We start from the raw sequence: 24,903 nt of genomic DNA on the forward strand, positions 1-24,903 counted from the left end.
CTAGTAAAGCCACGTCGATCACTCCGATCTCCTGTCGAAAGGACAGGAAGGATTGTGCTATGAACGTGGGTCAGATTCCGTTGCAAATTCGTGGGGAAGATGGGTCAATTTTCAATGCAAATTAACACTTCATCTTAAAATGAAGCAAATCTGTGACTGTAAGTGCGTTAATACGAGCTACTTCATTGGGTGGGAATGGAAATTGAGGTGTCACACATTTGCTTCATTGGACGATCATCGCTCACACTCTTACGCCACTGCCGCTGATAACTGCGCCAATGCCGCCTTCCGTACGCAAGGTGCAGTACCGCACTGACATCGGCCATCGCGTGCCTGACACTAAGCTAACACTTCGCCCGCCGGGGAAAAGTTGGCGCATCGCGGGAATGACGCGGCAACAAGCGCGGCACGGCGCCTTACGGCCGGATGCACGGTCAGGATGGGGAGCGCATAATGAGAAAGTCTTCAGCCGTCGCAACCACGGTTGTCGGCGCCGGGTTGATCGTCGCCGGGTTGGTTTACTTTAACTGGAACAAAGCCGTGCCCGTTGTGGCCATGGGGATCAACTACGTTCGTTACCTGTCGGCGCCGGCGGGCACATTGCGCACAGAAACGGCAACGCCAGCGCCTCCACCCCAACCCACTCCGGCGCCCCAGGTAGCTGCCGCGTCCGGGGCTACCTCCGACCAGACGCCGGGCGCCACTGCTGGAGATTGGCCGAGTTACAACAAGACCTTGACCTCCAACCGATTCTCGCCGCTGCGCCAGATCAACAAGCAGAATGTCGGCAGATTGGCGGTCCAATGCACCTACGATACCGGTCAATACACCGGTTTCAATTCTGGACTGCTGGAGGTCAACGGCGCCCTGATCGCCGTCACTGAGTACGATATTTTCTCGCTCGATCCGACCAATTGTCATCTGAACTGGCGCACCCACGAGGACTATACGCCGGCGTCGCCGCAGGGTGTCAATCGCGGCGCCGCCTACATGGACGGGCGGTTGTTCCGCGGTACGCAGGATGGCCGTGTCCTGGCCTACGACTTCAAGACTGGCAAGCGCCTGTGGGCAACCACCATCGCCGATCCCAGGAAGGGTGAGTCGGTTCCGGCTGCACCTATCGCCTGGCAGGGGCGGGTGTTCGTCGGCAATGCAGGCGGCGACGTGAAGGGCGTGAAGGGCCGCATGTACGCGCTGGATGCCCGGACCGGCAGCATCGTGTGGGAGTTTTACTTGGTGCCGAAGCAACCCGCCGATATAGTTCGGGGGCCGGAGGCGGCGTCACCGCTGGATGGCTCCACCTGGAACAACGCGCCGGGCTCGCCGATCACCGGCGGGGCGACCTGGACGTCTTATACCCTGGACCCGGCGACCGGCCTCCTCTACGTGCCAGGTGGTAACCCAGCGCCCGATTTTGCGACCGGCCCGCGCGCCGGCGCCAATCTCTATTCCGGATCCGTCGTCGTCCTCGACGCGAAGACCGGCGCGTACCGGCGCCACTTCAAGATCGTGCCGGTGGACTGGCACGATTGGGATGTCTCGAGCGCGCCGGCGATCCTCCACACCGCTGGCGGCACCACACTATTGTCGGTCGCACCGAAGGATGGCCATCTCTATGGCATCAACTTGAAGGACGGCGATCTCTTGTATCGGAAACCGGTTACGCGGGTCGAGAACGCCGATCAAACCTTTTCGTCCGACAAGGCAGTGCATTTTTGTCCTGGATCGGTGGGCGGCGCCGAATGGAACGGTCCCGCCTTTGATCCGGAGAACAACCTGGTCATGGTTGGCGAGGTTGATTGGTGTACGACAGTGACCTTGCAGAGCTCGAAGCAGATTGCGGATGTGGCGGAGGGCACGCCTTGGTCGGGCGAGGCGACGATCAATCCGTATCACACCTGGGGGAAGCAGGATCCGTTTGGTGACTGGGCGGGATGGCTGTATGCCAGCGATGCGGATACCGGCGCGTGGAAATGGCGCGTCAAGACCAACTATCCGATCCAGAGCGGCGTTACCCCGACCGGCGGCGGCCTGGTGTTCTTCGGGGACATGGGTGGTAACTTCTATGCGGTCGACGCCGACAACGGTCGGAAACTGTGGGGCCGCAAGATTGACGGAGCCGTTGGCGGCGGCGTCATTACCTACGAAGCTGGTGGCGCGCAGAAAGTCGCCGTGGCCACCGGTCTCACGGAAATCCTGTGGCCGACCGAGATCACGACCGCGAAGGTGTCGGTCCTGGGATTGGAAGGCGGCCACCAATAGCGACCCGCGTGCGTCCGTGGCCCGAACGCGTCCAACACGGACCGCCTGGCCATCGCGTTTTCAGCGGAAGCCCTCGAACGACACCTTCAGCATATGGCGCACAATATCGTCCGCCGGCATCTTGCTGTACTTCTGCAAGAACTCGACCGCCGGGTCGCAGGTGCGCGCGTAGTAGCTGAACAAAATCACGTCGGGCGGTAGCTCGTGGTTCAGCTGCCCTTGCTGCTGTCCTTGCTTGACCAGCGCTTCCAGCTGGCGGTTCAGTTTCATTACGCGCAGCATGTACTTCACATTGCGCATCAACATTTCCCGTACGTGCGGGCTGGTCGAGGGCAGGAACGGCAGGCCGCCGTCCAGCCGCACGCGTAGCGCCCACTCCAGCAGCGACGACAGCTTCTGAAGCGGACTGAGCGCGGAGTCGAGCCCGGCCACGTAATCGAGTGCGCCATCGAGCAGCCGTATCAGCGCCTCGCCCACCAGCTCCTCCTTCGACTTGAAGTGCTTGTAAAGGCTGGGTTTGGAGATGCCGACCGCACCGGCGACGTCATCCATGGTCATCAAGTCATAGCCTTTTTGGCTGAGCACCGCCGTCGCGGCATCGAGTATCGCGTGCTCGCGCAGCTTAAATGCCTGATTCTTAAAGCTTAATCGTGGAAGGATACTCATTGGTAAATTTCCGCTACTAATCAGTAGCTTTTGTGATTGGACAGTAGTAATATTAGCACGCCAGTACAAATGACGGTCAAATTCACCAACAAGACGACATGAATCCGCCACGCAAACGCATCGCCGTCATCGGCGCCGGTATCTCCGGTTTGGCCAGCGCCTATTTCCTCAATCGCCAGCACGACGTCGTGCTGTTCGAGGCGGCCGCCTATCTTGGAGGCCACACCAACACCGTCGACGTCACGCTGGAAGGACGCACGCACGGCGTCGACACGGGCTTCCTCGTCTACAACGAACGCACCTACCCCAACCTCGTCGCACTGTTCAACGAGCTGGGCGTGGACAGCATCGGCAGCGATATGTCGTTCGCCGTGTCGATGGACGGCGGTGCGCTGGAGTGGGCGGGCACCAGTCTCGATACCGTGTTTGCGCAGCGCGCCAATGCCGCGTCGCCCTCCTTCCTGCGCATGCTGTGGGACATCCTTCATTTCAACCGCAATGCGCAGCGCTTTCTTCAACGGTCGAACCAGACCGCGCTGACGCTGGGGCAGTTGCTGGAACAGGAAGGCTATGGCGCGCGCTTCCGCGATGCCTACCTGCTGCCGATGGCGGCGGCGATCTGGTCCAGTTCGCCGCGCGATATCCTGCGGTTCCCTGCGGCGACGTTCCTGCGTTTTTGCCTCAATCACGCGCTGCTGCAGGTCAACGATCGGCCGCAATGGCGCACGGTCGCAGGCGGTGCGCGCAACTACGTCCGCAAGATCGTCGCCACGCTGCCAGACGTGCGCCTGAAGACGCCGGTTTCTTCCGTGCGACGCGACGGCGGCCGCGTGCAGGTGTTGAGCCACAACGCAAGCGCTGATGAATTCGACGCGGTGGTGTTCGCCACCCATGCGCCGACCACGCTGGCCATGCTGCGCGACGCCAGCGAGACCGAGCGCGCCATCCTGGCCGGCGTCCGCTATCAGCCCAACACGGCCTACCTGCACACGGACGCAAGCCTGATGCCGCGTCGGCGCAAGGTCTGGTCGGCCTGGAACTACATGGCGGGCGCGCAGGCCGACGGAGAACGTCCCGTGTGCGTGAGCTACTGGCTCAACCAGCTGCAAGCGCTGCCGTTCGAGACGCCGGTGATCGTGACGCTCAATCCGCACGTGCTCCCTGCCGAAGACAAGCAACTGGCCAGCTTCCAGTACGCCCACCCGGTGATGGACCTGGCCACCGTCCGCGCCCAGCAGCAGCTGTCGCAGATACAAGGCAACGGCGGCGCATGGTTCGCGGGCGCCTGGACTGGCTACGGCTTCCACGAAGATGGTCTGAAATCGGCGCTGCGCATCGCGGCTGCATTTGGCGCGGCACCCGGCTGGATGGCGCTGCCATGAATCACCCCGCCGCCCAGCTGGTGCATGGCCAGGTGATGCACGCGCGCTTGCGTCCCGCGCCACACCGCTTTGTCTATCCGCTGTTTTATGTGCGCCTCAATCTGGCCCGCCTGGACGAATGTGCGTCGGGCTGGTTTGGCGTGGATCGCTGGCGGCCGCTGTCGATACGCCGTTGCGACTACGGCCCGCGCGACGGCTCCAGCCTGGAACAATGGATGCGCGCCCTGCTGCGCGAACACCATATCGACGCCGAGGGCGAAATCTGGCTGCAGACCTTTCCCCGTGTGGCCGGCTACGCTTTCAATCCCGTCAGTTTCTGGCAGTGCCACGACGCGGACGGCCGCTTGTGCGCTGTGCTGGCGGAAGTCAACAACACCTTCGGCGAGTGCCACCGCTACCTGTTGCGCGTGGTGCGGACAACGGACGGCGCTGGCACCTGCACCGCCATCAAACAGATGCACGTGTCGCCGTTCTGCCCGGTGGAGGGGCACTACCGCTTTCGCTTCCGGCTTGGCGGCGCGCGCCACAGCACGGCCATCGACTACTACGACAACGACGGCGTGCTGCTGCGCACAGCGCTCAGCGGTCGTCCCGTCCCCATGACCGGCCGCGCACTGGCAGGCGCCCTGCTGCGCTACCCGTTGCTGGGCCTGGGTATCGTGTTTCGCATTCACTGGCAGGCATTCAGGCTGTGGCGCAAGCGCGTCCCGTTTTTCAGCAAACCGCCCTGCCCCGCACACCACACCACCGTGCACCAGGAGACTGTCCGATGACTCGCACCTTATCCACCGTCACGCCGTCCGCCCCCGCAGGCGCGCGGCTGTTCCTGACACTGCTCAACAACATCCGGCACGGGCACCTGGAGCTGGTCACCCCATGCGACACCCGCATGGTGTTCGGTGACGCCCATGCGCCAACCGGCGCGACGCTCAGGGTGTCTGACTGGCGCGCCTGCCAGCGCATCCTGCGCGCGGGCGACATCGGCTTCGCCGAGGCATACGCGGCCGGCTGGGTCGACACGCCGGACCTGACCGCGTTGCTGCGTCTTGCGCTACGCAACGAGGCATCGCTGGAGCAGATGGTGTTCGGCGGCGTGCTGGCCCGGTGCTGGTATCGCCTGCGGCACTGGCTGCGGCCCAACACGCGCAAGGGCAGCCAGCGCAACATCCACGCGCACTACGACATCGGCAACGACTTCTACCAGCTGTGGCTCGATCCCAGCTGGACGTATTCCAGCGCCTTGTTCGACGGTGACTACAGTATGGCGCTGCAAGACGCACAGCGGTGCAAGTACCAGCGCATCATCGACACGCTGCGACTGCAACCGGGTCAGCGCGTGCTGGAAATCGGGTGCGGCTGGGGCGGATTTGCCGAGCAGGCGGCGCAACAAGGCATCCATGTGCATGGTGTGACGATTTCGCCATCGCAGCTGGAGGTGGCGCAGCGCCGCGTGCGGCAGCAAGGACTGGGTGACCGGGTGCAGCTGGAACTGTGCGACTACCGCGACCTGCGGGGCGAATACGACGCCGTGGTGTCGATCGAGATGTTCGAGGCGGTGGGCGAGCAGTATTGGCAAGAGTACTTCCGCACGGTCGCGGCGCGCCTGAAGCCGGGCGCCCAGGCGCTGATTCAGTCGATCACGATCGGCGAGCAGTATTTTCCGCGCTACCGCAGCAGTGCCGATTTCATCCAGCAGTACATTTTCCCCGGCGGGATGCTGCCCAGCGTCGAGCGCTTCGAACGGCAGGCTGGCCGCTGCGGCCTGCGCCCGGTGGAACGCCAGGCTTTCGGCCGCGATTATGCGGAAACGCTGCGGCGCTGGCATGCGCGCTGCCGCCAGCACCAGCCGCACATCACGGCACTGGGCTTCGATGAACGATTCATGCGGATCTGGCATATGTACTTCGCCTATTGCGAAGCAGCCTTCGACGAGGGACGTACCGATGTTGTCCAATTCCTGCTCCAGAAGGCCTGACTGCGCCGGAGCGCCACCCGGCGGGCGGGCCTCCACGCTGGCCTGGCTGGCGGGCTGCCTGCTGGGCGTGACGCTGGCGGCCAGCCCGTGCCACGCGGCCAGCTGGCGCGATGAGCTGCCGCGTGCTGAAGCGCTGGGCGAGGGCGAACTGCGCTGGCTGGGCTTCCGCATCTACCACGCCACGCTGTGGTCCGAGCAGCGCCCGTTCCAGCCCGAGCGCCCGTTCGCGCTGCAACTGCGCTACTACCGCACCATCAGCCGCCAGCGCCTGGTGCAAACCAGCCTGGACGAAATGCGGCGCCTGAACGGCGACGCCATCGACGCCGCCGCGCTCGCGCAATGGGAGCTATCCCTGAGCCGCGCATTCACGGACGTGGCGGACGGCGATGAGCTGATCGGCGTGTACGCGCCTGGCCACGGCATGCGTTTCTACAACCGGCAACACCTGCTGGCGGATATCGCCGACGTGCGGCTGGCGCGCGCCTTCTTCGGCATCTGGCTCGACGAGCATACCCGCGACCAGCATCTGCGCCGCAAGCTGTTGGGGGGCGCGCCATGACTTACGCTTCCGCTCATCCCGATACCGATGTGGGCCCGCGCTGGTGGCGCCTGGCCGCCTACGGCTTGCTCGGTCTGCCGCTGGCGATGGCCGCGCTGCCCGTTTACGTCCATGTGGCGGCTTATTACAGCGCGTTGCACGGCGTGGCGCTGGCCCAGCTGGGGTGGGTATTGTTCGGGGCGCGCCTGCTGGACACGCTGCAGGACCCGCTGCAAGGCCATGTGATCGACCGCCTGCGCGGTGGCGTGGCACGCTGGATGATGGCAGGTGGCGCCATCCTGGCCCTGGCCTTCGCGGGCATATGGCAGCCGCCGGCCTCCGGTACCGTCGCCGCCATCTGGCTGGGCGTCATGCTGGTGTTGGCCTATTGCGCGCACAGCATGCTCAACATCGCTTACCTGACCTGGGGCGCCGGCCTGACGGGCAGCGGCGCACAGCGCAGCAAGGACCGGTTGTCTGCGGCCGCGTGGCGTGAAGGCGCCGGTCTGGCGGGACTGGTCGTCGCCAGCGTCATTCCCGCCACCGTGATGGCCGGCGAACCGGCGCGCATCCCGGCCAGCATGGCGCTGTACAGCGTTGCCTTCGCGGTGCTGCTGATGGTCGCGCTGGCACTGCTGCTGAAGCTCGCGCCCGCGTGGCCGCGACCGAACCCGCAGGCTGACGACTGGCGCTGCGCGCTGCGGCGCATGGCGTCCAACCGGGGCTTCGTGCGTCTGCTGCTGCCCTACTTGCTGAATGCCTGTTCGGTGTCCTTGCCGGCCACGCTGGCGCTGTTCTTTATCCGCGACCAGCTACAGGCGGCGGAGCTGGCGGGCGCCTTCCTCGGCTGCTACTTCATCGCCGCTGCCTGCGGGCTGCCGTTGTGGACCGCGCTGGCACGCCGTATCGGCGTATTGGCATGCTGGCGCATCGGCATGGCGCTGGCCATCGCCAGCTTTGCCGGCGCGAGCCTGTTGGGTGCGGGCGATGTTCTGCCCTACTTCGCGATCTGCATCGGCGCCGGCGCCGCGCTGGGGGCTGACCTGGCCATGCCGCCCGTGCTGCTGGCCGAACTGCTTGGTGCGGGCGAGGCGGCTGGAGCCTACTACGGCGTGTTCACGTTGCTGGGCAAGCTCGCGCTGGCGCTGTCCGGGCTCGCGTTGCCGGTGCTGGCCGCGCTGGGCTACCGTCCCGGCATTGCGGGCAGCACTGCGCTGGTGCTGGTATATGCCGCCGTCCCTTGTTTGCTCAAACTGCTGGCCATGGCGTCGTTGCGGGCCCCTTCGCCAGCGCCATTGCCCATTGCACGTTACCGGAGCTCGCCATGAAGACCTTGTTATGCAGCCTGCTGCTGGCCCTGCTCGCGGGCTGCGCCGGGCCCGACGTCCAGCAGTACAAGGCGCAGCAGCCGGCGCTCGACCTGGCCGTCTTCTTCAACGGCACCACCGACGCGTGGGGCATGTTCCAACGCCGGGGCGGTGCGGTGGCCAAGCGCTTCCACGTCGTCATCACCGGCACCAGCGGCGACGGCGCCCTGACGCTGGACGAACAGTTCCACTACGACGACGGCAGCAAGCAGCGCCGCGTATGGCGCCTGACGCGCGCGCCCGACGGTCGCTGGTACGGCCGTGCTGCCGACGTCAAGGGCGAGGCGCTGGGCGAGCTGGCCGGCAACGCGCTGCGCTGGCAGTACACGCTGGTGCTGCCCGTCGACGGCAGCACCTACGAAATGGCCTTCGACGACTGGATGTTCCTGATCGACGGCTGCACGATGATCAACCGCGCCAGCATGTCCAAGTTCGGGTTCGAACTGGGCCAGGTCACGCTGATGTTCCGGAGGCGCGCATGCGCTCCCTGAACCGTCCCATCACCGCATGGGCGGGCCGGCGCGTGTGGCTGGTCGGCGCCTCCAGCGGCATCGGCGCCGCGCTGGCCCGGGAACTGTTACAAGCGGGCGCGCGCGTGGCGCTGTCGGCGCGCCGGGCCGGGCTGCTGCAAGGCGTCGCGGCGGGGCACGCGCAAGCCGTTGTCGCGCCATTCGACATCCTGGACCAGCATGCATGGGCGGAGCGTTACCACGACATCTGCGACCAGATGGGCGGCGTGGACCTGATCGTGTTCTGCGCCGCAGCCTATCAGCCGGAGCGCAGCTGGGAGGTGACGTCCGACGGGGCGGCCCATACGCTGGCCGTGAACCTGCGCAGCGTCTACACTGGCCTGGCCACGGTACTGCCGGCGATGCTGGCGCGCGGCAGCGGCGGCATCGCCATCGTCGCCAGCGTGGCAGGCTATCTGGGCTTGCCGAACGCCAGTGTGTATGGCCCCAGCAAGGCGGCACTGATCAACCTCGCGGAATTGCTGTACACCGACCTGCGGCCGCGCGGGCTGGACGTCTACCTGATCAATCCCGGCTTCGTGCAGACGCCGCTCACGGCGAAGAACACCTTCGCCATGCCGGCGCTGCAGACCCCGCAGGCCGCCGCCACGGCGATCCGGCGCGGGCTGGCGGCCGGGCAGTTCGAGATCCACTTTCCGAAGCGCTTCACGCTGGTGCTCAAGTTGCTGCGCCGGATGCCGTATCGATGGCGCTTCGCCCTGATCAATCACTTCCTGCTACCACAATGAGCGATCCTGAACCACTGCTGGCATGGTATGCCACGCTGACCCCGGACACCGTAGGACGGGCTGGCGAATTCTACGCGCCGGACGCCCAGTTCCGCGATCCGTTCAACAACGTGTGCGGCGTTGCCGCGATCGAGGCCATCTTCCGCCACATGTTTCTTCATACTGAACAGCCGCAATTCATCATCGGCGAGCGCATCGCGCAGGACGACCGGGCTTTCGTCACCTGGCTGTTCGTGTTCCGCCTGCGCGGCGTACCGTATCAGATCTCGGGCGGCAGCCACTTGCGCTTCAATGCCCAGGGCCAGGTCGTCATGCATCGCGATTACTGGGACGCCGCCGAGGAGTTGCTGCAAAAGCTGCCGCTGATCGGTGCGCCGATCCGCTGGCTGCGCGGCCGCTTCCGGGTGCCGCTGCCGGCTGCCGCGACGATTGGGGCGCAGCCATGAACGCCGCCTCGTCCACCAGACCGGCCGCATACCTGCAACTGGCCGGCTGGATCACGCTGACCGCCGTGGTGGCCGCGCTGGGCGCATCCGCTTCTGTCCATGCGGCCGCGTTCTACGCGCAGCTCGACCGTCCCGGCTGGGCGCCGCCCGGCTGGCTGTTCGGGCCAGTGTGGAGTGCACTGTATCTGATGATGGCCGTCGCGGCGTGGCGCGTCGGCCGCACTGGCGCACCGGGCGCCGCGCCGGCGCAGCTGCTCTACCTGGCGCAGCTGGCTGTCAATGCCTTGTGGAGCTGGCTGTTCTTCGCCTGGCACCTGGGCGCGGCCGCCTTCGCGTGCATCGTCGTGCTGTGGCTGATGATCGCCGCGACCGTCGTGTTGTTCGGCCGCCGCGAACGTCTTGCCGCCATGCTGCTCTTGCCCTACCTGGCCTGGGTGAGTTTTGCGGGAGTGCTGTGCTTCAGCGTCTGGCAGCGCAATCCCGCCCTACTTTGAAGGATCACATGATGATGAACGAAAGCCTGCTCAACTACCGCGTTGCCGCCACGCCCGTCTCTGCGCGCATCCGCGCCCGCCTGAAGCGCGACGGTGCGCGTTTCCACGCCAACGACAACATCGCGGACTACATCGAAGCCGGGGAGATGGACGCGCTGCTGGATGAGGTCAGCGAGCGCATGGAGGGTGTGCTGGAGAGCCTGGTGATCGACACGGCCAACGACCACAACTCGCGCGAGACCGCCCGCCGCGTGGCCAAGATGTATCTGCGGGAAGTGTTCGGCGGGCGCTACGTGGCCGCGCCGCCGGTGACGGAGTTTCCGAACGCCGCGCAGTTGAACGAGCTGATGATCATCGGCCCGATCAGTGTGCGCAGCGCATGCTCGCACCACCTGTGTCCTGTCATGGGCAAGGTGTGGATAGGCGTGATGCCCAACCGGCACTCCAACCTGATCGGCCTGTCCAAGTACGCGCGGCTGGCGGGGTGGATCATGAGCCGTCCGCAGATCCAGGAGGAGGCCGTGGTCCAACTGGCAGAACTGCTGGAGGAGAAGGTCAAACCGGACGGCCTGGCTGTGATCATGGAGGCTGACCACTTCTGCATGCAGTGGCGGGGCGTCAAGGACAACGACGCGCGCATGATCAACAGCGTGATGCGCGGCGCCTTCCTTGAGGACATCGCGCTGCGGCGGGAGTTCCTCGCCCTGATCAAGCGATGACACGGCGGAGACGGATGTGGGCACCACGCTCAAACTGATCCTGGGCGACCAGCTCAACTGCCGTCACAGCTGGTTCGCGCAGGCCAGCGCGGACGTGGTGTTCGTGCTGATGGAAGTGCGGCAGGAGACGGACTATGTGCTGCATCACGCGCAGAAGATCATCGCCATCTTCGCCGCGATGCGCGACCTGGCGAGGCGGCTGCGCGCGGCCGGCCACCGCGTCCACTATCTGGCCATCGACGACGTGGACAACCGCCAGTCCCTGACCGCCAACCTCGACTGGCTGCTGGCCCATTACGGGGCGGACGCCTTCGCCTGGCAGGCGCCGGATGAATGGCGGCTGGACCGGCAACTGGCCGACTACGCCGCCGGTCTGACCATCGCCACGCGCATGGACGACAGCGAACATTTCTACGCTGGCCGCGACGAAGCTGCCGACTTCTTCGAAGGGCGTGACGCGTGGATCATGGAACCGTTCTACCGCCACATGCGCAAGCGGCACGGCGTGATGGTGTCCGGCGACGGCAAGCCGGCGGGCGGACAATGGAACTTCGACCACGATAACCGCGAGCGCTGGCCCGGCTTGCCGTGGGAGCCCGCCGATCCACGACCCCGCCACGACCACAGCGCGCTGTGGCAAACCATTGAGGCGGCGGGCGTGCGCAGCTTCGGCACGCCGCAGGCCGGCGAGTTCGCGTGGCCGCTCAACCGCGACGAGGCGTTGCAGCAACTGGACAGCTTCGTTCGCGACGCCCTGCCCCATTTCGGCCGCTACCAGGACGCGATGAGCGTGCGCGCCTGGCGGCTGTTTCATTCGCTGCTGTCGTTCGCGCTGAACACCAAGATGCTGGCGCCGCGCACGGTGGTCGCGCGCGTCGAGCAGGCGTGGCGCGACGGCGCCGTGCCGCTGGCCTCGGCCGAGGGCTACATCCGCCAGATACTGGGCTGGCGCGAATACGTGCGTGGCATCTACTGGCACCGCATGCCGGGCTATGACCAGCTCAACACCTTCGGCCATACAGCGGCGCTGCCGCACTGGTTCTGGAACGGCGACACGCGCATGCGCTGCGTGGCAGCGGCCATCGGGCAATCGCTGGAACACGCGCACAGCCACCATATCAACCGCCTTATGGTGATCGGCAATTTTTCCTTGCTGGCGGGCTTGTCGCCACAACAGCTGCACCAGTGGTACCTCGGTATCTATATCGACGCTTTCGAATGGGTGGAATTGCCCAATACGCTGGGCATGAGCCAATATGCCGACGGCGGTTTGCTGGCGACCAAACCCTATATTTCCAGTGCGGCCTACATTGACCGCATGAGCGACTATTGCAAGGGTTGCCACTACCAGAAGAAGCAACGCACGGGCGAACTCGCTTGCCCCTTCAATGCGCTGTACTGGGACTTTTTGTTGCGCAACGAGAAACAATTGAGCAACAACCATCGCCTTGCAATGCCCTATCGACAACTCCAGCGCATGGATGATGCCGACAAGCGGGACATCCAGTGTCAGGCCGCCGCCACCCGCGCGAAGCTGGCGGCACTGTAATGGCAGCGCCCTGCCGGCGGCGATCAACGGCGAAATGCATGGTTTTGCGATCCGGATGACTTAAGCGCTTGATTTTGCTAAAATTTCGGCCTTCGCTTGTGAGAATACCGCCATGTCCCTGCTTGACCACCAACTTGAACTGCTGTCGCCCGCCAAAACCGCCGAGATCGGCCGCGAGGCCATACTCCATGGCGCCGACGCGGTGTACATCGGCGGCCCGGCATTCGGCGCGCGTCATAACGCCAGCAATCCGATCGAAGACATTTCGGCGCTGGTCGAATTTGCGCACAAATTCCGTTCGCGTATTTTCGTCACCATCAACACCATTTTGCACGACGCGGAACTCGAAGCGGCGCGCAAGCAGATCTGGCAACTGTACGATGCCGGCGTCGATGCGCTGATCATCCAGGACATGGGCCTGCTCGAAATGGACCTGCCCCCGATCCAGCTGCACGCCAGCACCCAGTGCGATATCCGCACCGTGGAAAAAGCCAAATTCCTCGGTGCCTCCGGTTTTTCCCAACTGGTGCTGGCACGCGAACTGACGATCGAGCAGATCCGCAAGATACGCGCGGAAGTCGATACGCCGCTCGAATACTTCATCCACGGTGCGCTGTGCGTGGCCTTCTCCGGCCAGTGCTATATCTCGCACGCCGACACGGGCCGCAGCGCCAATCGCGGCGACTGTTCGCAAGCCTGCCGCCTGCCCTACACGCTCAGCGACAGCAAGGGCCGCGTGGTCGCCTACGAAAAGCATTTGCTGTCGATGAAGGACAATGACCAGAGCGCGAACCTGGAGGCACTGGTCGATGCCGGCATCCGTTCCTTCAAGATCGAAGGCCGCTACAAGGACATGGGCTATGTGAAGAACATCACCGCGCACTACCGGCTGCTGCTGGACGAGATCCTCGAACGCCGCCCGGAACTGAGCCGTGCCTCCAGCGGCCACACGCGCGTGCTGTTCACGCCGGACGTGGACAAGACCTTCCACCGCGGCCACACCGACTATTTCGCCAACGGCCGCCAGGATGAAATCGGCGCCTTCGATTCGCCCAAGTACGTGGGCGTCGAACTGGGCGTCGTCAGCCGACTCGGCACCGACCATTTCGACCTGGTGACCAATGCGCCCATGGCCAATGGCGATGGCTTGAACTACATGAACAAGCGTGAAGTGGTTGGCGTCCAGGCCAACGTCGTCAAGAAGCTGGGCGACAGCACGGAAGGCGAATTGTGGCGCGTGTTCCCCAATGAGCAGATGCGCGAGCTGGCGGGCCTGAAGCCAGGCGCCTCGGTCATGCGCAACCGTGACCACCATTGGGAAGCGTCGCTGCAGAAGAAGTCCTCCGAACGCAAGGTGGCGCTGCAATTGGCGCTGAGCGAGGATGCGGACGGCCTGCGCCTGACCCTGCGCGACGAAGACGGCATCACCACCAGCACGCACGCGGCCATGGCGCTGCAGCCCGCCCAGCACGCGGAGCAGGCGGAGGCCGCGCTGCACGCCAGCCTGGGCAAGCTCGGTAACACCATGTTTGAAGTGGATGGCATCGTCCTGTCGCTGTCGCAGCCGTGGTTCGTGCCGTCGTCGGCCATCAACGCCCTGCGCCGCGACGCCATCGCCGCCCACGAGGCGGCGCGCCTGGCGGCCTGGGATCGTCCGCAACGCAAGGCCCCGGACGAGCCGCCGGCCGTCTATCCGGAGACGCAACTGAGCTACCTGGCCAACGTCTACAACGAAAAGGCGCGCGCCTTCTACACGAAGCACGGCGTGCAGATGATCGCCGCCGCCTACGAGTCGCACGAGGAAGCGGGCGAAGTGCCGCTGATGATCACCAAGCATTGCCTGCGCTTCTCGTTCAACCTGTGCCCCAAGCAGGCCAAGGGTGTGCAGGGTGTGCAGGGCCAGGTCCGCGCCGAGCCGATGACGCTGGTCAGCGGTGACGAGCGCTACACGCTGCGCTTCGACTGCAAGCCGTGCGAGATGCACGTGGTGGGCGCCATGAAGCCTGGCATCCTGGCCTCGCCGCCGCCATCGAACGTGCCATACAGCCCGCTGACTTTCCACCGCCAGCGTCCGCGCGCCTGAAGAACCGCACCTGACGCACCGACGCGCAAGGCACGGTCAGCGAGCATGTCAGTTGGTTGACCGTGCTGGTTCGCTGGTCCGCACCCTCAAGCCATCGGCCAGGGTATCGGGCGGATACAGGACCACCACCTCCCCTGCTTTCAAGCCTTGCAGCACGACGGCCTCGCGCTGGTTACGGGGGCCCAGCCGCACAGTGCGCAGGCGCGCGCGGTCGCCGTCGATCACGTACGTCGCCCAGTCCTCGCCCTGGCGGAACACGGCGCCCACGGGCACGCGCAGCACGTCCGCTTCGCGATGCACCACGACCCGCACTTCGACGCGGAATCCATCGCGCAGCCCGCGCGCTTCTTCCGGCGGTGAAACGATATCGATGATCAGGTTGACCCGTTGTTCCTCGACCCCGAGCGCCGAAATTTTCATATAGGCCGATGGTTCGACGCGGCGTACCTGTCCCCGCAGGACATTGGGGCCACCCCAGCGCTCGATGCGCACTGCGTAACCGGGCTGGATCTGGACCGCGTCGGCTGACAGCACGTCGGCCACGATCTCGATGTCGGCCGGATTACCCAGTTCCACCAGCGGCGTACCCAACGGCACGCTGGCTTCGCTTTCCTGCAACACCTTGAGCACCGTGCCGCCGACGGGCGCCCTCACCGTCCACGTTTCGCCCGGCGTGCCGCTGCGCGACAGTTGCAGCGCGGCGCGGGCCGTGGCCAGATCATGGTCTGCCACATGCACGGCCTGGCGTGTCGCATCGAGTTCCCGCCGTGCCAGTTGCAGGTCAAGATCGGCCTGTTCCGACTGGGCTGGCGACAGGAATCCGTCCTTCGCCAGTTTTTGTACGCGCGCCAGGTCGGATTCGCTCTTGCGCAGCGCGGCCTGGGCCCGTGCCATGCCGGCTTGCGCCCGCGCCCGCGCCGCCTCCGCCGCGCCGACCCGTTCGGCCAGTTGCTGCTGGGTGCGCGCATCAAGCAGCACCGGGGCCAGCGGCGTGAGCACGGCAAGCGGCTGCCCCGCTGCGACCGTATCGCCGGCCTTGTAACCGGAACGGGCGATTCTTCCCGCCAGCGGTGCCGATACCAGGTAGCGCTCGCGCACGCGGGTCTTGCCGTCTTCGTCCACCGTCTGCTCGAATGGACCGCGCGCGATGCTGGCCACCTGCACCGTCACCGGACGCGGCGCGAGCGACCAGACCAGCAGGCCTGCCAGACTGCATGTCGCGAGCAAAATAGTCAGGATACGCCGCATCGTCATTCCCTTGTCTTCAGCACTGCAATCAGGTCCAGCCGGTCCACCCGCAGCCGCACGATCAGGGCGCTGGCAACGGCGGCCAGCGCGGTGGCGCCGGCGGCATAGGCATAGGTGCGCGCGTGGATCACCAGCGGCAGGGCAAACGTCTCGTTCGCCATCAGATGCACGAGCGCAGCCGACAACAGGTAACCGAGCCACAGTCCCAATGGGATGGCGACCGCCATCTGCACCGCCAATTCCCCCAGCAGCAGGCCGGATACCTCGGCGCGGGTGAAGCCCAGCACGCGCAAGCTGGCCAGTTCCCATGCCCGTTCGGCCAGCGACACCCGCGCGCTGTTGTACACCACCCCCACCGTCAACGCCACGGCAAAGCCGGTGATGATCGAGGTGAACACCAGCATGTTGCGGGCCGACGTGCGTTCGAACGTGGCCAGCGCGGCCCGCTTGTCCGACACCGTCGCCACCCTCGGCATGGCCTTCAACGCGGCCATCAGGGCCGCCGGGTTGCCGCCCCGGTCGTTCAGGACCACGGCCGACACGCTGTCCTGCTCGTTCAGCATACGCCGCATGGCCGCCAGGTCCATGTACGCGGTCAGGCCGAACATGTCATTGACGATGCCCGCCACCGGCACCGTGCGCTGGACCCGCTGGCCTTCAAGTACCTCGATCGCCAGCGCATCGCCGGCGACGACCTGCAGGCGGCTGGCCAGGCGATCGCCTAATAATATGCCTTCCGGTGGCAGCGGCACCGGGCGCTGGTGGGCGTCGAGCAGGCGTCGTAGCCGCGCGTCCGGCGGCATGCCCAACACGCTGCCGAGGTATTGCCGGGGACCGGCGCGCATGCGCACGGGCAGTGCCCGCAGTGGCTCCGCTTCCAGCACCCCGGGCAGCCGTGCCACCTCGGCCAGCACGTCCCCGGGCGCCGGTTCCGCGAACGCCAGCGTGACGTCACCGCGCTCCGCCTGGTGGAACTGGACGTCGATCAGGTGGTCGAGCGAATCACGCCAGAAAGTGCCCGACAAGATCACGGCCACGCTGCACGCAACGCCGATGCACGTGATCCCCGAACGTACTGCGTTGCGCTGAAGCGTACGCGCGATCATGCGCGCTTGCGGCGGCAGGCGCTGTGCGAGGCCGGAACGCTCGAACAGACCATGGCCGAAGCGCGGCGGCATGGGTGGCCGCAACGCCTCGGCTGGCGGCAGGCGGACCACGGCGCGCACCGCCGTCAGCGTCCCGCCCACCCCGGCCACCAGGCTCACGACCGCCGCCGCTATCGGTATCCAGGGGGCGATCTGGAACGCCAGCGCGGGGAAGTGGAAGAATTCGGTGTACATGCCGGTCATCTGATGGCCCAGCCACGCGCCCAGCGCGAAGCCGGCGACGATGCCCGCCAGCACGATGACGCAGGCCAGCTTCAGGAAATGCAGCGCGATCACATGATCGGCATAACCGACGGCCTTGAGCGCGGCGATCTCGGGCCGTTGCGCGGCCACCTGGCGCGACAGCACCACATGCAGCAGGAAGGCCGCCACTGCGAGGAAAATGGTGGGAAACACATTGGCCATGGTGCGCTGCTGGCCGATCTCCTGGCTCAGCATCCGGTTCGACATCTGATCCGCGCGCCCGATGGCGCCATAACCGCCATAAGGCGTCAGCAGCCGGTCGAGCGCGTCGATGGTGGCGGGCGCGCTGGCGCCGGGTGCGAGCTTGAGGTTCAGATGGTTGAACGCGCCTTCCATGCCAAACGCGGACGCCAGCTGCTGGCGCTCCATCCAGAACACGCCGAAGCCGCGGTCGTCCGGCAAGCCGCCGCCCAGGGTGGCGAATACGTATTCCGGCGACAGCACCACGCCCACCACCTGTAAGGCCTGGCGATGGCCATTCAGCACCGCCGTCAGCGCGCTGCCCGGCCGCAGCCCGCGCGCCAGCGCAAAGCCTTCGGATACCAGCACGGCGCCAGCCTCGGTCGGCAGCGGCCAGCGGCCGCTGCGCAGGGTGAGGCGGTTCAGTTGCGGCTGGATCGCGCCATCCAGCCCGATCATGCGGCCCACCAGCGGCTCGCGCGCGTCGGGCAGGTCGATCGACACATCGAATTTCACGGTCGCATCAGCCTGGGCCACGCCCGGTAGTGTGGCCACGCGCGCCAGCAGCGCGGTGGGCGCGCGCTTGAGGTCGGTGAACACGTCGGCGAAACGGGCTTGCTGATAGTAATCGGCGCGGGTCGCCACCAGCGAATGGTAGGTGGACAACTGGGCCACGAACGCCCCCACCCCGGCCGCCACCACCAGCGCGATGGTGCCGGCCTGGCCGGGCATGGCGGCCAGGTCGCGCAGCAGTTTGCGGTCGAGCGCCCTCACCATGACAGCTCCGCGGCCGGGCAACGGCTGGCGTTCGTTTCAATCGCGGCGATGGCGCCGTTGGTCATGTGCAGCACGCGGTCGGCCATGCGGGCGATCACGGCATTGTGGGTGATGACCACCACGGTGGTGCCCAGCTCGCGGTTGATGCGGGCGATCAGGTCCAGCACCAGCCGGCCGGTGTCGACATCGAGGGCGCCGGTCGGTTCGTCGCACAGCAGCACGTCCGGGCGCTTGGCGATGGCGCGGGCGACGGCCACCCGCTGCTGCTCGCCGCCCGAGATCTGGGATGGAAAGTTGTCGGCCCTGTCGCCGAGCCCGACCAGGGCCAGCGCCTCGTCGGGCGCCATCGGGTGCTCGGCGATATCGGTCACCAGCGCCACGTTTTCGCGCAAGGTCAGGCTGGAGATCAGGTTGTAGAACTGGAACACGAAGCCCACGTGCTCGCGCCGGTAGCGCGTCAGTTCCGCCTCGCTGGCGGTGGCCAGCACGTGGTCGCGCCAGCATGCTTCGCCGCTGGTGGGCGTATCGAGCCCGCCGAGGATGTTGAGCAAGGTGGATTTGCCGCTGCCGGACGGCCCCAGCAGGACAATGAACTCGCCTTCGGTAATGTCGAGCGATAACGCACGCAATGCATGAACTTCCAGTTCTCCGGTTCGGTAGGTCTTGCAAAGGTTACGCGCCATAAAGACGCGCGGTCGCTCGCCATGCATCGACGCTCCTGGCTGTTCCTCGGGATCAGCTCATTCTAGGAGCCGCTTTTTGCACTTTGTATGATTCAGATCAAATTGTCCAGAAACTGGGACTTTCCGGGGCCCCCCGCCTTTTTGCGCAATTTGCTGGGCATTGTGGCCGGCCTTGTCCTGCATTGTGGTCACGGATGGTTACACTGGCCGTTGTTACAACGCCACGTCAGCGCAAGATCGTTGTAAATTTCAGTCACTGATGCTGCTGGCAATAATACAATATGTACTGAATGGCACCGCCCCACTCCGTCTGCGGTCGCTTGCACTGTAACGCCCCAACTCCTGGCGAGGATGCCCTGTCCCAGCGACACCCGCATCCGCCGGCGCGCCGCGCGCTGCCCCCCCCATATCGATTTCCGGCCGATCACTGACGATCGTCCCACGCGCCGTGCGCTGGGGCATTGCCGCGCACATATTTTGAGGTTGCATCCATGACTATCCTGACTTCACCCGCAACGCGCAATGGCGAGGAAACAAACGATACCTGCGTGGCATGCAAGAACAGGGACGCATGCCTGCCCATGACCGATGACAGGCGCGCGCCAATTCCCCAGTTGATCAGGCGACGCCATCGCGTGCTGCGTGGCGAGACGCTATTCATGGCCGGTGACCAGACCGATAACAGCTATTTCGTCGTACGCTGCGGCAGCATGATGTCGGTGCGGGTCGACTCCATGGGGCGCAAGAACATCAATCGCTTTCTCATGAGTGGCGACTATGCGGGTCTGGAGAGCATCGGTTTCAAACGCCACGGCTGTACCGTGGTCGCGCTGGAGGATACGGAGGTGTGCGAAATCGCGTGCCGCCACGACCCGGCCCAAATCGCGCGGCTGTATGAGCGGTTCGGCAAACTGCTAGCCGAGGAGCAGGTGAACGGCTTGTCGCTCTACCATACGCTGGCGATCCAGCGGGTGGCGGCGTTCCTCATCAACCTGTCCGCCCGCTTCCGGGAACGCGGCTACTCGGCATCGTGCTTCCGCCTGACCATGGAGCGCAAACATATCGCCCAGTTTCTCGGTTTGACGGCCGAGAGCGTAAGTCGCCAGTTGTCCCAGCTCAGGGACACCGGTGTGATCGCCGTGGACGGGCGCGTCGTCACCTTGCGTGATACGGTCGCGCTGGGACGCGTGGCCAACGGCGCCCCGGCGCGCGCGCTCGCCCACTGACCGCGCCAACACCTGCCGCCACCCTTTCCGCCCTTCCCCTGGCCTATGCTTGCCCGGCACTCGGCGCCGCCCTGTCTTCCCTGGGCGGCATGACGCTACACGTGGCGGTGCGTCAGCACGTTTGTGCTTTGTGCCCCGTGCACTTGGTAGTACAGTAGTTCCCATCTACGTGCCTCGTCGCAAATATTGCAATATGGAAAAATTCTTTCCGGCTCCGGTGGCCAACTTCGCCGACCTCCTGATGGATGCCGTCTGCATGGTCGATGCCGCGGGACGCTTTGTGTTCGCCAGCGCCGCCTGCGAGCGCATCTTCGGCTACACGGCGGAGGAAATGCGGGGCCGCACCATGATCGACATGGTGGCGCCCGAGGACCGCGAACGCACGCTGGCCGCCGCGCGCACCATCATGGACGGCCAGCCCAACCTGCACTTCGAGAATCGCTACGTGCGCAAGGATGGCAGCCTGGTGCACCTGTTGTGGTCGGCGCGCTGGTCGGAGCAGCACCAGTTGCGGGTGGCGGTGGCGCGCGACATCTCGGCCGCCAAGCGGGCCGAGGCGACCCAGGCGGCCCTGTACGCGATCTCCGAGGCCGCCCACGCCACCGACGACTTGCCGCAACTGTTCCAGCACATCCATCAGATTATTGGCGGCTTGCTGCCGGCCGCCTGTTTCGTCGTCGCCTTGCATGACAGCTGTAGCGACCAGTTGCGCTTCGCCTACCACGCCGACCAGCAAGGGCCGCTGCCCCAAAGCTTGCTGGCGCGCGTGATGGGCGAGGAAGTGCGGCGGATGGGGCGGCCGTTGTTGCTCGACTCCTCCACCCTGGCCGGCTTGCCCGAAGCGTTGCGTTCGGCTGCGGGGCTGGCGCCGGTCAGCTGGTTGGGCGTGCCCCTGACCACCTCGCAAGGACCGATAGGCGTGCTGATGCTGCAAGGCCAGGGCGAGCATGCCTACACCGACGCCGACCGCGACTTGCTGTTGTTCGTCTCCACCCAGGTGGCCACGGCCATCCAGCGCAAGCGCATGCACGCCCAGTTGCGGTTCATGGCCCAGCACGACGAACTGACGCGCCTGCCTAACCGGCGCCTGTTCCACGACCGGCTGGAGACGGCCTTCGCGCGCGCCCAGCGCCAGCAAGGCCGGCTGTCGCTGCTGTTCATCGATCTGGACAAGTTCAAGCTGATCAATGACGAGTACGGCCATGCCAGTGGCGATCTGTTGCTCAAGGAAGTGGCGTGGCGCATCCAGGCTTGCGTGCGTGAAAGTGATACCGTGGCCCGCATCGGCGGCGATGAATTCGTCGTGATCCTGGAAAACGTGGGTTTGCCCGACCATGCGCTGGCGGTCAAGGACAAGATCCATGAGGCGCTGGCCTTGCCGGTGCCGCTGGCAGATCGGGGTAATCTGCAGATCGCTGCCAGCATCGGTGTGGCCCACTACCCGGACCACGGGGCGGACATGCAGCAACTGCTGCGCCACGCCGACAATGCCATGTACGCCAGCAAGACGCAGCCAGCGCCGATGTGAGCGGCGCGGGCGGCGACTACCGGATCGCTGTTGCAAAATCGTCCGGTTCAAGTCGTTGCATGTTCCCGGGGCAATGGTCATGCTATATTTTTGTGACCTGGGGCAACAATCCTGGTGTCCCGGCCACGCCCTGTCCGCCCATTGCCCACCCTGAGGAGACGCCATGCCGAAATTGCCCGCCTTCCTGTTTGCTGTCCTGCTCTCCGGCGCCGCCTTGGCCGCCGAGGAAACGCTGCCCGCTTACAACACCTATCAGTCGGTCCCGTTCGTGGTGGGCGAAGGCGGCTTGGCCAGCGACCTGGTTGGCTATCTGAACAACAAGCTGAAAGGCAAATACCACTTCAAGCTGACCCAGATGCCGCGCGAGGCGCTCAACAAGAACGTGATTGGCGACCCCGGCTTCAAGGGCGCCGTGTTGTTCCTCAGTCCGCCATTTGTCGATGACGCGGCCAAGACCCGCTATCTGTGGACCCAGCCGCTGCTGCACGACTCCAACGCCGTGATCAGCCTGGGCAGCCGCAAGCTCGAATATGCCGGCCCGGACACGTTCAAGGGCCTGAAGTTCGGCGCCGTGCGCGGCAATCGCTACATGGGCCTGGAGGACCGTTTCGGCAAGGATATCCAGAAAGAGGAAGTGGGCGAGGAACTGTCGAACATCAAGAAGCTCGGGGCCGGCAAGATCGATGTCACCATCATGGCCAACAGCACCTTCCGTTACCTGATGCAGCAAATGGGCAAGCAGAACGCTGAGCGCAGCAATCTGTACACGTCCAGCAAGACCCACCTGGAATTCGACCGCCACATTTTCGTTGCCAAGGACAACGCGGCGCTGGGCAAGGAGCTCGATACCGTCGTGGCTGGCATGAAGGGCGATCCCGCGTGGAAAGCGGTGCTGGCCAAATACGGGCTGGAGTGAGATGCGCGCCGCCGTTCCTTTCCAGGTCACGCCGTGAAGCCGCTGGCGCCGGCCTGGATGGTCGCGGCGGCCTTGCTGTCGGGCGCGCCTTGCACGTTGGCGGCTGTGGAAACCGTCACCGCCTTCAACAGCTATGCGGTGGCGCCCTACTTTGTCGACGCCGACCATGGACTGGCGCATGCGCTGGTGGAGCGGCTCAACGACAAGCTGGCGCCCCGCTACCGCTTGTCCTTGCGCCAGATTCCCCGCATCCGGCTCGACTTGAGCGAACTGAACAAAGGAAGCGCGTTCACGGGCGCCGTGCTGTTCATCAATCCACGCTTTGTCGATGATGCGGCCCGCACCCGTTTCCTGTGGTCCCGTCCCTTGTTCACCGACTGCAATCTCGTCATTTCGTCCAGGGAGGCGCCGGTTGATTATCAAGGGCCGGCCTCGCTGGCGGGCTTGCGCTTTGGCGCGGTGCGCGGCTATCGCTACAGTGTCCTGGATGAATTGGCCCGCGCCGGCAAACTGGTGCGGGAGGACAGCCAGGACGAATTGAGCGGCTTGAACAAGGTCGCCAGGCGGCGGCTCGACCTGACGGTGGTGCCCTATACCATCTATAGCTATGCCGTGGCGGAACAGGCGTTGGCATCGCAGTTGTACGTGGCGCCCCGGCCATTGCAGTGTTTTTCCCGCCACATACTCGTGTCCCGCGCCCGTCCCGGCTTGCTGCGGGCGCTCGACCTGGCCATCGAGGCACTGGCCACCGATCCGGAGTGGAAGGCGGCCCTGGCCAGCCTGCACCTCGACTTGGATGCCACGGCCCGCTGGGCCGCCTATCCATCCGACGGGGTGCACCAGCCTTGAATCACCGATGCTGGCCCGGGAGGCGCGCAATTTGGCTCGCCAAGGCTAGCGATTTATTGCCGAAGTAGCATCGTATTCTGGTTTAATTGCTGGCATGCACGAGGCGTGCGCCCGCTTGCGAGCGGGTGGCACCCGCCGCCCCACCCATCCGACCTAGCCCAGCTTGCCAACAATAATGCCAAAAACCTACGCTGTCCTCGTCTTCGCGCTGAGCGTGCTCAGCCGCTCCGCGTCCGCTTTCGAACCCCTGCCGCCCGAAACCATGGATGAAACGCACACGTTCCGGGTCGAAGTGCTGCAAGTGACCGATATCGAGCCTTACCAGGAAGCCTATGCCGGTTTCCTGTCGGCCTTGCAGCGTAACGATGTGGTGGCGGGCAAGAACCTCGACATCAACCGCGTCAAGATCGACTTCGACATTGAGAATGGCGGCTTCTGGAGCCGCCTTGGCGTGCTGATGCGGATTCGCCAGGAAGCGGCCCGCATCGTGGCAGCCAAACCGGACCTGGTGCTGACCATCGGCACGCCGGCCACCAAATTCGCCCGTGGCATGCTGGCCGACGCCCACATCCCGCTGGTATTTACGGCCGTGGCCAATCCCGAAGACGTCGGCTGCCTGTCGCTGGAGGACGCCGGCCCCGGCGCCACCGGTTCCACGCTGTATGCCGACATGGGCCATTCGCTCAAGGTGGTGCATGACATTTTTCCCCACGTGAGCCGGATCGGCATGATCCACACCGACGATGAGAACGGCGTGGCGAACGTGGCCGCCGCTGCGGCCAGCGGCCGCAGCATGAACATGAACGTCACCTCGCGCCTGGTGGCCAAGACGGACAGCATCATCCCGTCGCTGAAGGAACTGTATGACGATGGCAAAGGCGTGCAGATGTACGCCGTGCCGCTCGACACCTACTACGGCCTGCGCCACTACGAGGCGGCCGTGGACCTGGGTAACTTCGGGGCCGAGCACAAGATCCCCGTCGTCACGCTGGCCATGGTGCGCGTCCCGGGCGCGGCCTTGTACGTGGGCGCCGATTTCGGCATGGTGGGCAGCCTGGCGGGCGTGCAGGCGGCCAAGATTCTGAAACGGCGCGTCAAACCGGACGTGCTGCCTATCCTGCGCCAGGAAGTCCCCACCGTGCTGATCGATCCACAGCGCGTCGCCAGCCTGGGCGTGCAGTTGCCGCAAGCCATCCTCGACCACAAGACGGATGGCAAGAACGGTTTCTGGCAGATCGAACTGGTCAAGCAATAAGGGCGCAATGGCGATCCGCTCGCCAGGGGCGGCATGGGGCTGCATGCTTGCAATCCGTACCCCGCTTTACGGTAGAATCGGTGTTGCCCCCAA

General features: G+C 65.2%; 22 protein-coding genes. 18 read left to right on the plus strand and 4 right to left on the minus strand.

The genetic code is table 11. From position 1 onward, the window contains the following. Nucleotides 1-453 precede the first annotated feature (453 nt). Nucleotides 454-2,262 (plus strand): pyrroloquinoline quinone-dependent dehydrogenase, encoded by a 1,809-nt coding sequence (locus H3H37_RS14425; protein WP_182163645.1) that lies wholly within the window; start codon nucleotides 454-456, stop codon nucleotides 2,260-2,262. Nucleotides 2,263-2,322: 60 nt separating this feature from the next. Here the strand turns inward: H3H37_RS14425 and H3H37_RS14430 are convergent, their stop codons facing one another. Continuing rightward, nucleotides 2,323-2,928 (minus strand): TetR/AcrR family transcriptional regulator, encoded by a 606-nt coding sequence (locus tag H3H37_RS14430; RefSeq protein ID WP_182163647.1) that lies wholly within the window; start codon nucleotides 2,926-2,928, stop codon nucleotides 2,323-2,325. Between the two features lie 98 nt (nucleotides 2,929-3,026). On the opposite strand from H3H37_RS14430, the gene H3H37_RS14435 reads away from it, so the two are divergent. The 12 genes from H3H37_RS14435 to H3H37_RS14490 all read left to right on the plus strand — a co-directional run bounded on the left by H3H37_RS14435 (nucleotide 3,027) and on the right by H3H37_RS14490 (nucleotide 14,739). Continuing rightward, nucleotides 3,027-4,310 carry an NAD(P)/FAD-dependent oxidoreductase gene (locus H3H37_RS14435; protein WP_182163649.1) on the plus strand — a complete coding sequence of 428 codons (1,284 nt, stop codon included), beginning with the start codon at nucleotides 3,027-3,029 and terminating at the stop codon, nucleotides 4,308-4,310. Next, on the plus strand, nucleotides 4,307-5,083 hold the full coding sequence (locus tag H3H37_RS14440) for a DUF1365 domain-containing protein (protein ID WP_182163651.1): 777 nt from the start codon (nucleotides 4,307-4,309) through the stop codon (nucleotides 5,081-5,083). Before H3H37_RS14435 ends, H3H37_RS14440 begins: the two co-directional genes overlap by 4 nt. Beyond that, nucleotides 5,080-6,285, plus strand: coding sequence for an SAM-dependent methyltransferase (locus H3H37_RS14445; RefSeq protein WP_182163653.1), 1,206 nt, complete (start codon nucleotides 5,080-5,082; stop codon nucleotides 6,283-6,285). Before H3H37_RS14440 ends, H3H37_RS14445 begins: the two co-directional genes overlap by 4 nt. Beyond that, complete coding sequence (locus H3H37_RS14450) at nucleotides 6,254-6,844, plus strand: chalcone isomerase family protein (RefSeq protein ID WP_182163655.1); 591 nt, start codon at nucleotides 6,254-6,256, stop codon at nucleotides 6,842-6,844. Before H3H37_RS14445 ends, H3H37_RS14450 begins: the two co-directional genes overlap by 32 nt. Further along, entirely contained in the window at nucleotides 6,841-8,151 is a 1,311-nt protein-coding gene (locus H3H37_RS14455) for an MFS transporter (RefSeq protein ID WP_182163657.1), read from the plus strand. Before H3H37_RS14450 ends, H3H37_RS14455 begins: the two co-directional genes overlap by 4 nt. Further along, nucleotides 8,148-8,681, plus strand: a complete 534-nt coding sequence (locus H3H37_RS14460; protein ID WP_182163659.1) for a DUF3833 domain-containing protein — start codon at nucleotides 8,148-8,150, stop codon at nucleotides 8,679-8,681. The genes H3H37_RS14455 and H3H37_RS14460 overlap by 4 nt, the downstream gene beginning before the upstream one ends. Continuing rightward, nucleotides 8,669-9,448 carry an SDR family NAD(P)-dependent oxidoreductase gene (locus H3H37_RS14465; protein WP_182163668.1) on the plus strand — a complete coding sequence of 260 codons (780 nt, stop codon included), beginning with the start codon at nucleotides 8,669-8,671 and terminating at the stop codon, nucleotides 9,446-9,448. Before H3H37_RS14460 ends, H3H37_RS14465 begins: the two co-directional genes overlap by 13 nt. Beyond that, the gene (locus H3H37_RS14470) at nucleotides 9,445-9,894 is read left to right on the plus strand and encodes a nuclear transport factor 2 family protein (protein ID WP_182163670.1); all 450 of its coding nucleotides are present in this window, start codon (nucleotides 9,445-9,447) and stop codon (nucleotides 9,892-9,894) included. The genes H3H37_RS14465 and H3H37_RS14470 overlap by 4 nt, the downstream gene beginning before the upstream one ends. Then, on the plus strand, nucleotides 9,891-10,388 hold the full coding sequence (locus tag H3H37_RS14475; RefSeq protein WP_182163672.1) for a TspO/MBR family protein: 498 nt from the start codon (nucleotides 9,891-9,893) through the stop codon (nucleotides 10,386-10,388). The genes H3H37_RS14470 and H3H37_RS14475 overlap by 4 nt, the downstream gene beginning before the upstream one ends. An 8-nt stretch (nucleotides 10,389-10,396) precedes the next feature. Next, complete coding sequence (gene folE / locus H3H37_RS14480) at nucleotides 10,397-11,107, plus strand: GTP cyclohydrolase I (RefSeq protein ID WP_375540002.1); 711 nt, start codon at nucleotides 10,397-10,399, stop codon at nucleotides 11,105-11,107. A gap of 16 nt (nucleotides 11,108-11,123) precedes the next feature. Next, nucleotides 11,124-12,656, plus strand: coding sequence for a cryptochrome/photolyase family protein (locus H3H37_RS14485; RefSeq protein WP_182163674.1), 1,533 nt, complete (start codon nucleotides 11,124-11,126; stop codon nucleotides 12,654-12,656). 112 nt (nucleotides 12,657-12,768) lie between these two features. After that, nucleotides 12,769-14,739, plus strand: coding sequence for a peptidase U32 family protein (locus H3H37_RS14490; RefSeq protein WP_182163675.1), 1,971 nt, complete (start codon nucleotides 12,769-12,771; stop codon nucleotides 14,737-14,739). A 48-nt stretch (nucleotides 14,740-14,787) separates the two neighbouring features. Here H3H37_RS14490 and H3H37_RS14495 read toward each other — a convergent pair whose 3' ends face one another. From H3H37_RS14495 to H3H37_RS14505, 3 genes are read right to left on the minus strand one after another with little or no spacing between them, the layout of a single operon-like run. Then, complete coding sequence (locus tag H3H37_RS14495; RefSeq protein ID WP_182163677.1) at nucleotides 14,788-15,993, minus strand: efflux RND transporter periplasmic adaptor subunit; 1,206 nt, start codon at nucleotides 15,991-15,993, stop codon at nucleotides 14,788-14,790. Then, the gene (locus tag H3H37_RS14500; protein ID WP_220456445.1) at nucleotides 15,990-18,353 is read right to left on the minus strand and encodes an ABC transporter permease; all 2,364 of its coding nucleotides are present in this window, start codon (nucleotides 18,351-18,353) and stop codon (nucleotides 15,990-15,992) included. The genes H3H37_RS14495 and H3H37_RS14500 overlap by 4 nt, the downstream gene beginning before the upstream one ends. Then, complete coding sequence (locus H3H37_RS14505) at nucleotides 18,347-19,063, minus strand: ABC transporter ATP-binding protein (protein WP_182163679.1); 717 nt, start codon at nucleotides 19,061-19,063, stop codon at nucleotides 18,347-18,349. Before H3H37_RS14505 ends, H3H37_RS14500 begins: the two co-directional genes overlap by 7 nt. Before the next feature lie 464 nt (nucleotides 19,064-19,527). On the opposite strand from H3H37_RS14505, the gene H3H37_RS14510 reads away from it, so the two are divergent. The 5 genes from H3H37_RS14510 (at nucleotide 19,528) to H3H37_RS14530 (ending at nucleotide 24,810) form a co-directional block, all read left to right on the plus strand. Further along, nucleotides 19,528-20,262 carry a helix-turn-helix domain-containing protein gene (locus tag H3H37_RS14510; protein WP_182163681.1) on the plus strand — a complete coding sequence of 245 codons (735 nt, stop codon included), beginning with the start codon at nucleotides 19,528-19,530 and terminating at the stop codon, nucleotides 20,260-20,262. 193 nt (nucleotides 20,263-20,455) lie between these two features. Continuing rightward, nucleotides 20,456-21,790: a sensor domain-containing protein gene (locus H3H37_RS14515; protein WP_182163689.1), complete on the plus strand. Its 1,335-nt coding sequence runs from the start codon at nucleotides 20,456-20,458 to the stop codon at nucleotides 21,788-21,790. Between the two features lie 163 nt (nucleotides 21,791-21,953). After that, entirely contained in the window at nucleotides 21,954-22,706 is a 753-nt protein-coding gene (locus tag H3H37_RS14520; RefSeq protein ID WP_182163691.1) for a substrate-binding periplasmic protein, read from the plus strand. A gap of 33 nt (nucleotides 22,707-22,739) precedes the next feature. After that, nucleotides 22,740-23,555 (plus strand): substrate-binding periplasmic protein, encoded by an 816-nt coding sequence (locus H3H37_RS14525; RefSeq protein ID WP_182163693.1) that lies wholly within the window; start codon nucleotides 22,740-22,742, stop codon nucleotides 23,553-23,555. A gap of 175 nt (nucleotides 23,556-23,730) precedes the next feature. After that, nucleotides 23,731-24,810, plus strand: coding sequence for an ABC transporter substrate-binding protein (locus H3H37_RS14530; RefSeq protein WP_182163695.1), 1,080 nt, complete (start codon nucleotides 23,731-23,733; stop codon nucleotides 24,808-24,810). Nucleotides 24,811-24,903 lie beyond the last annotated feature (93 nt).

The organism is Rugamonas brunnea (genome assembly GCF_014042345.1).
Classification (GTDB): Bacteria; Pseudomonadota; Gammaproteobacteria; order Burkholderiales; family Burkholderiaceae_D; genus Rugamonas; species Rugamonas brunnea.

What these genes read in the sequence shown, in the direction of transcription:
- H3H37_RS14495 (WP_182163677.1), bottom strand. Translation starts at nt 15,993, where the DNA reads ATGACGATGCGGCGTATCCTGACTATTTTGCTCGCGACATGCAGTCTG.
- H3H37_RS14515 (WP_182163689.1), top strand. Translation starts at nt 20,456, where the DNA reads ATGGAAAAATTCTTTCCGGCTCCGGTGGCCAACTTCGCCGACCTCCTG.
- H3H37_RS14430 (WP_182163647.1), bottom strand. Translation starts at nt 2,928, where the DNA reads ATGAGTATCCTTCCACGATTAAGCTTTAAGAATCAGGCATTTAAGCTG.
- H3H37_RS14460 (WP_182163659.1), top strand. Translation starts at nt 8,148, where the DNA reads ATGAAGACCTTGTTATGCAGCCTGCTGCTGGCCCTGCTCGCGGGCTGC.
- H3H37_RS14445 (WP_182163653.1), top strand. Translation starts at nt 5,080, where the DNA reads ATGACTCGCACCTTATCCACCGTCACGCCGTCCGCCCCCGCAGGCGCG.
- H3H37_RS14510 (WP_182163681.1), top strand. Translation starts at nt 19,528, where the DNA reads ATGACTATCCTGACTTCACCCGCAACGCGCAATGGCGAGGAAACAAAC.
- H3H37_RS14450 (WP_182163655.1), top strand. Translation starts at nt 6,254, where the DNA reads ATGTTGTCCAATTCCTGCTCCAGAAGGCCTGACTGCGCCGGAGCGCCA.
- folE (WP_375540002.1), top strand. Translation starts at nt 10,397, where the DNA reads ATGATGATGAACGAAAGCCTGCTCAACTACCGCGTTGCCGCCACGCCC.
- H3H37_RS14505 (WP_182163679.1), bottom strand. Translation starts at nt 19,063, where the DNA reads ATGCATGGCGAGCGACCGCGCGTCTTTATGGCGCGTAACCTTTGCAAG.
- H3H37_RS14440 (WP_182163651.1), top strand. Translation starts at nt 4,307, where the DNA reads ATGAATCACCCCGCCGCCCAGCTGGTGCATGGCCAGGTGATGCACGCG.
- H3H37_RS14520 (WP_182163691.1), top strand. Translation starts at nt 21,954, where the DNA reads ATGCCGAAATTGCCCGCCTTCCTGTTTGCTGTCCTGCTCTCCGGCGCC.
- H3H37_RS14490 (WP_182163675.1), top strand. Translation starts at nt 12,769, where the DNA reads ATGTCCCTGCTTGACCACCAACTTGAACTGCTGTCGCCCGCCAAAACC.
- H3H37_RS14530 (WP_182163695.1), top strand. Translation starts at nt 23,731, where the DNA reads ATGCCAAAAACCTACGCTGTCCTCGTCTTCGCGCTGAGCGTGCTCAGC.
- H3H37_RS14470 (WP_182163670.1), top strand. Translation starts at nt 9,445, where the DNA reads ATGAGCGATCCTGAACCACTGCTGGCATGGTATGCCACGCTGACCCCG.
- H3H37_RS14500 (WP_220456445.1), bottom strand. Translation starts at nt 18,353, where the DNA reads ATGGTGAGGGCGCTCGACCGCAAACTGCTGCGCGACCTGGCCGCCATG.
- H3H37_RS14435 (WP_182163649.1), top strand. Translation starts at nt 3,027, where the DNA reads ATGAATCCGCCACGCAAACGCATCGCCGTCATCGGCGCCGGTATCTCC.
- H3H37_RS14455 (WP_182163657.1), top strand. Translation starts at nt 6,841, where the DNA reads ATGACTTACGCTTCCGCTCATCCCGATACCGATGTGGGCCCGCGCTGG.
- H3H37_RS14475 (WP_182163672.1), top strand. Translation starts at nt 9,891, where the DNA reads ATGAACGCCGCCTCGTCCACCAGACCGGCCGCATACCTGCAACTGGCC.
- H3H37_RS14425 (WP_182163645.1), top strand. Translation starts at nt 454, where the DNA reads ATGAGAAAGTCTTCAGCCGTCGCAACCACGGTTGTCGGCGCCGGGTTG.
- H3H37_RS14465 (WP_182163668.1), top strand. Translation starts at nt 8,669, where the DNA reads ATGCGCTCCCTGAACCGTCCCATCACCGCATGGGCGGGCCGGCGCGTG.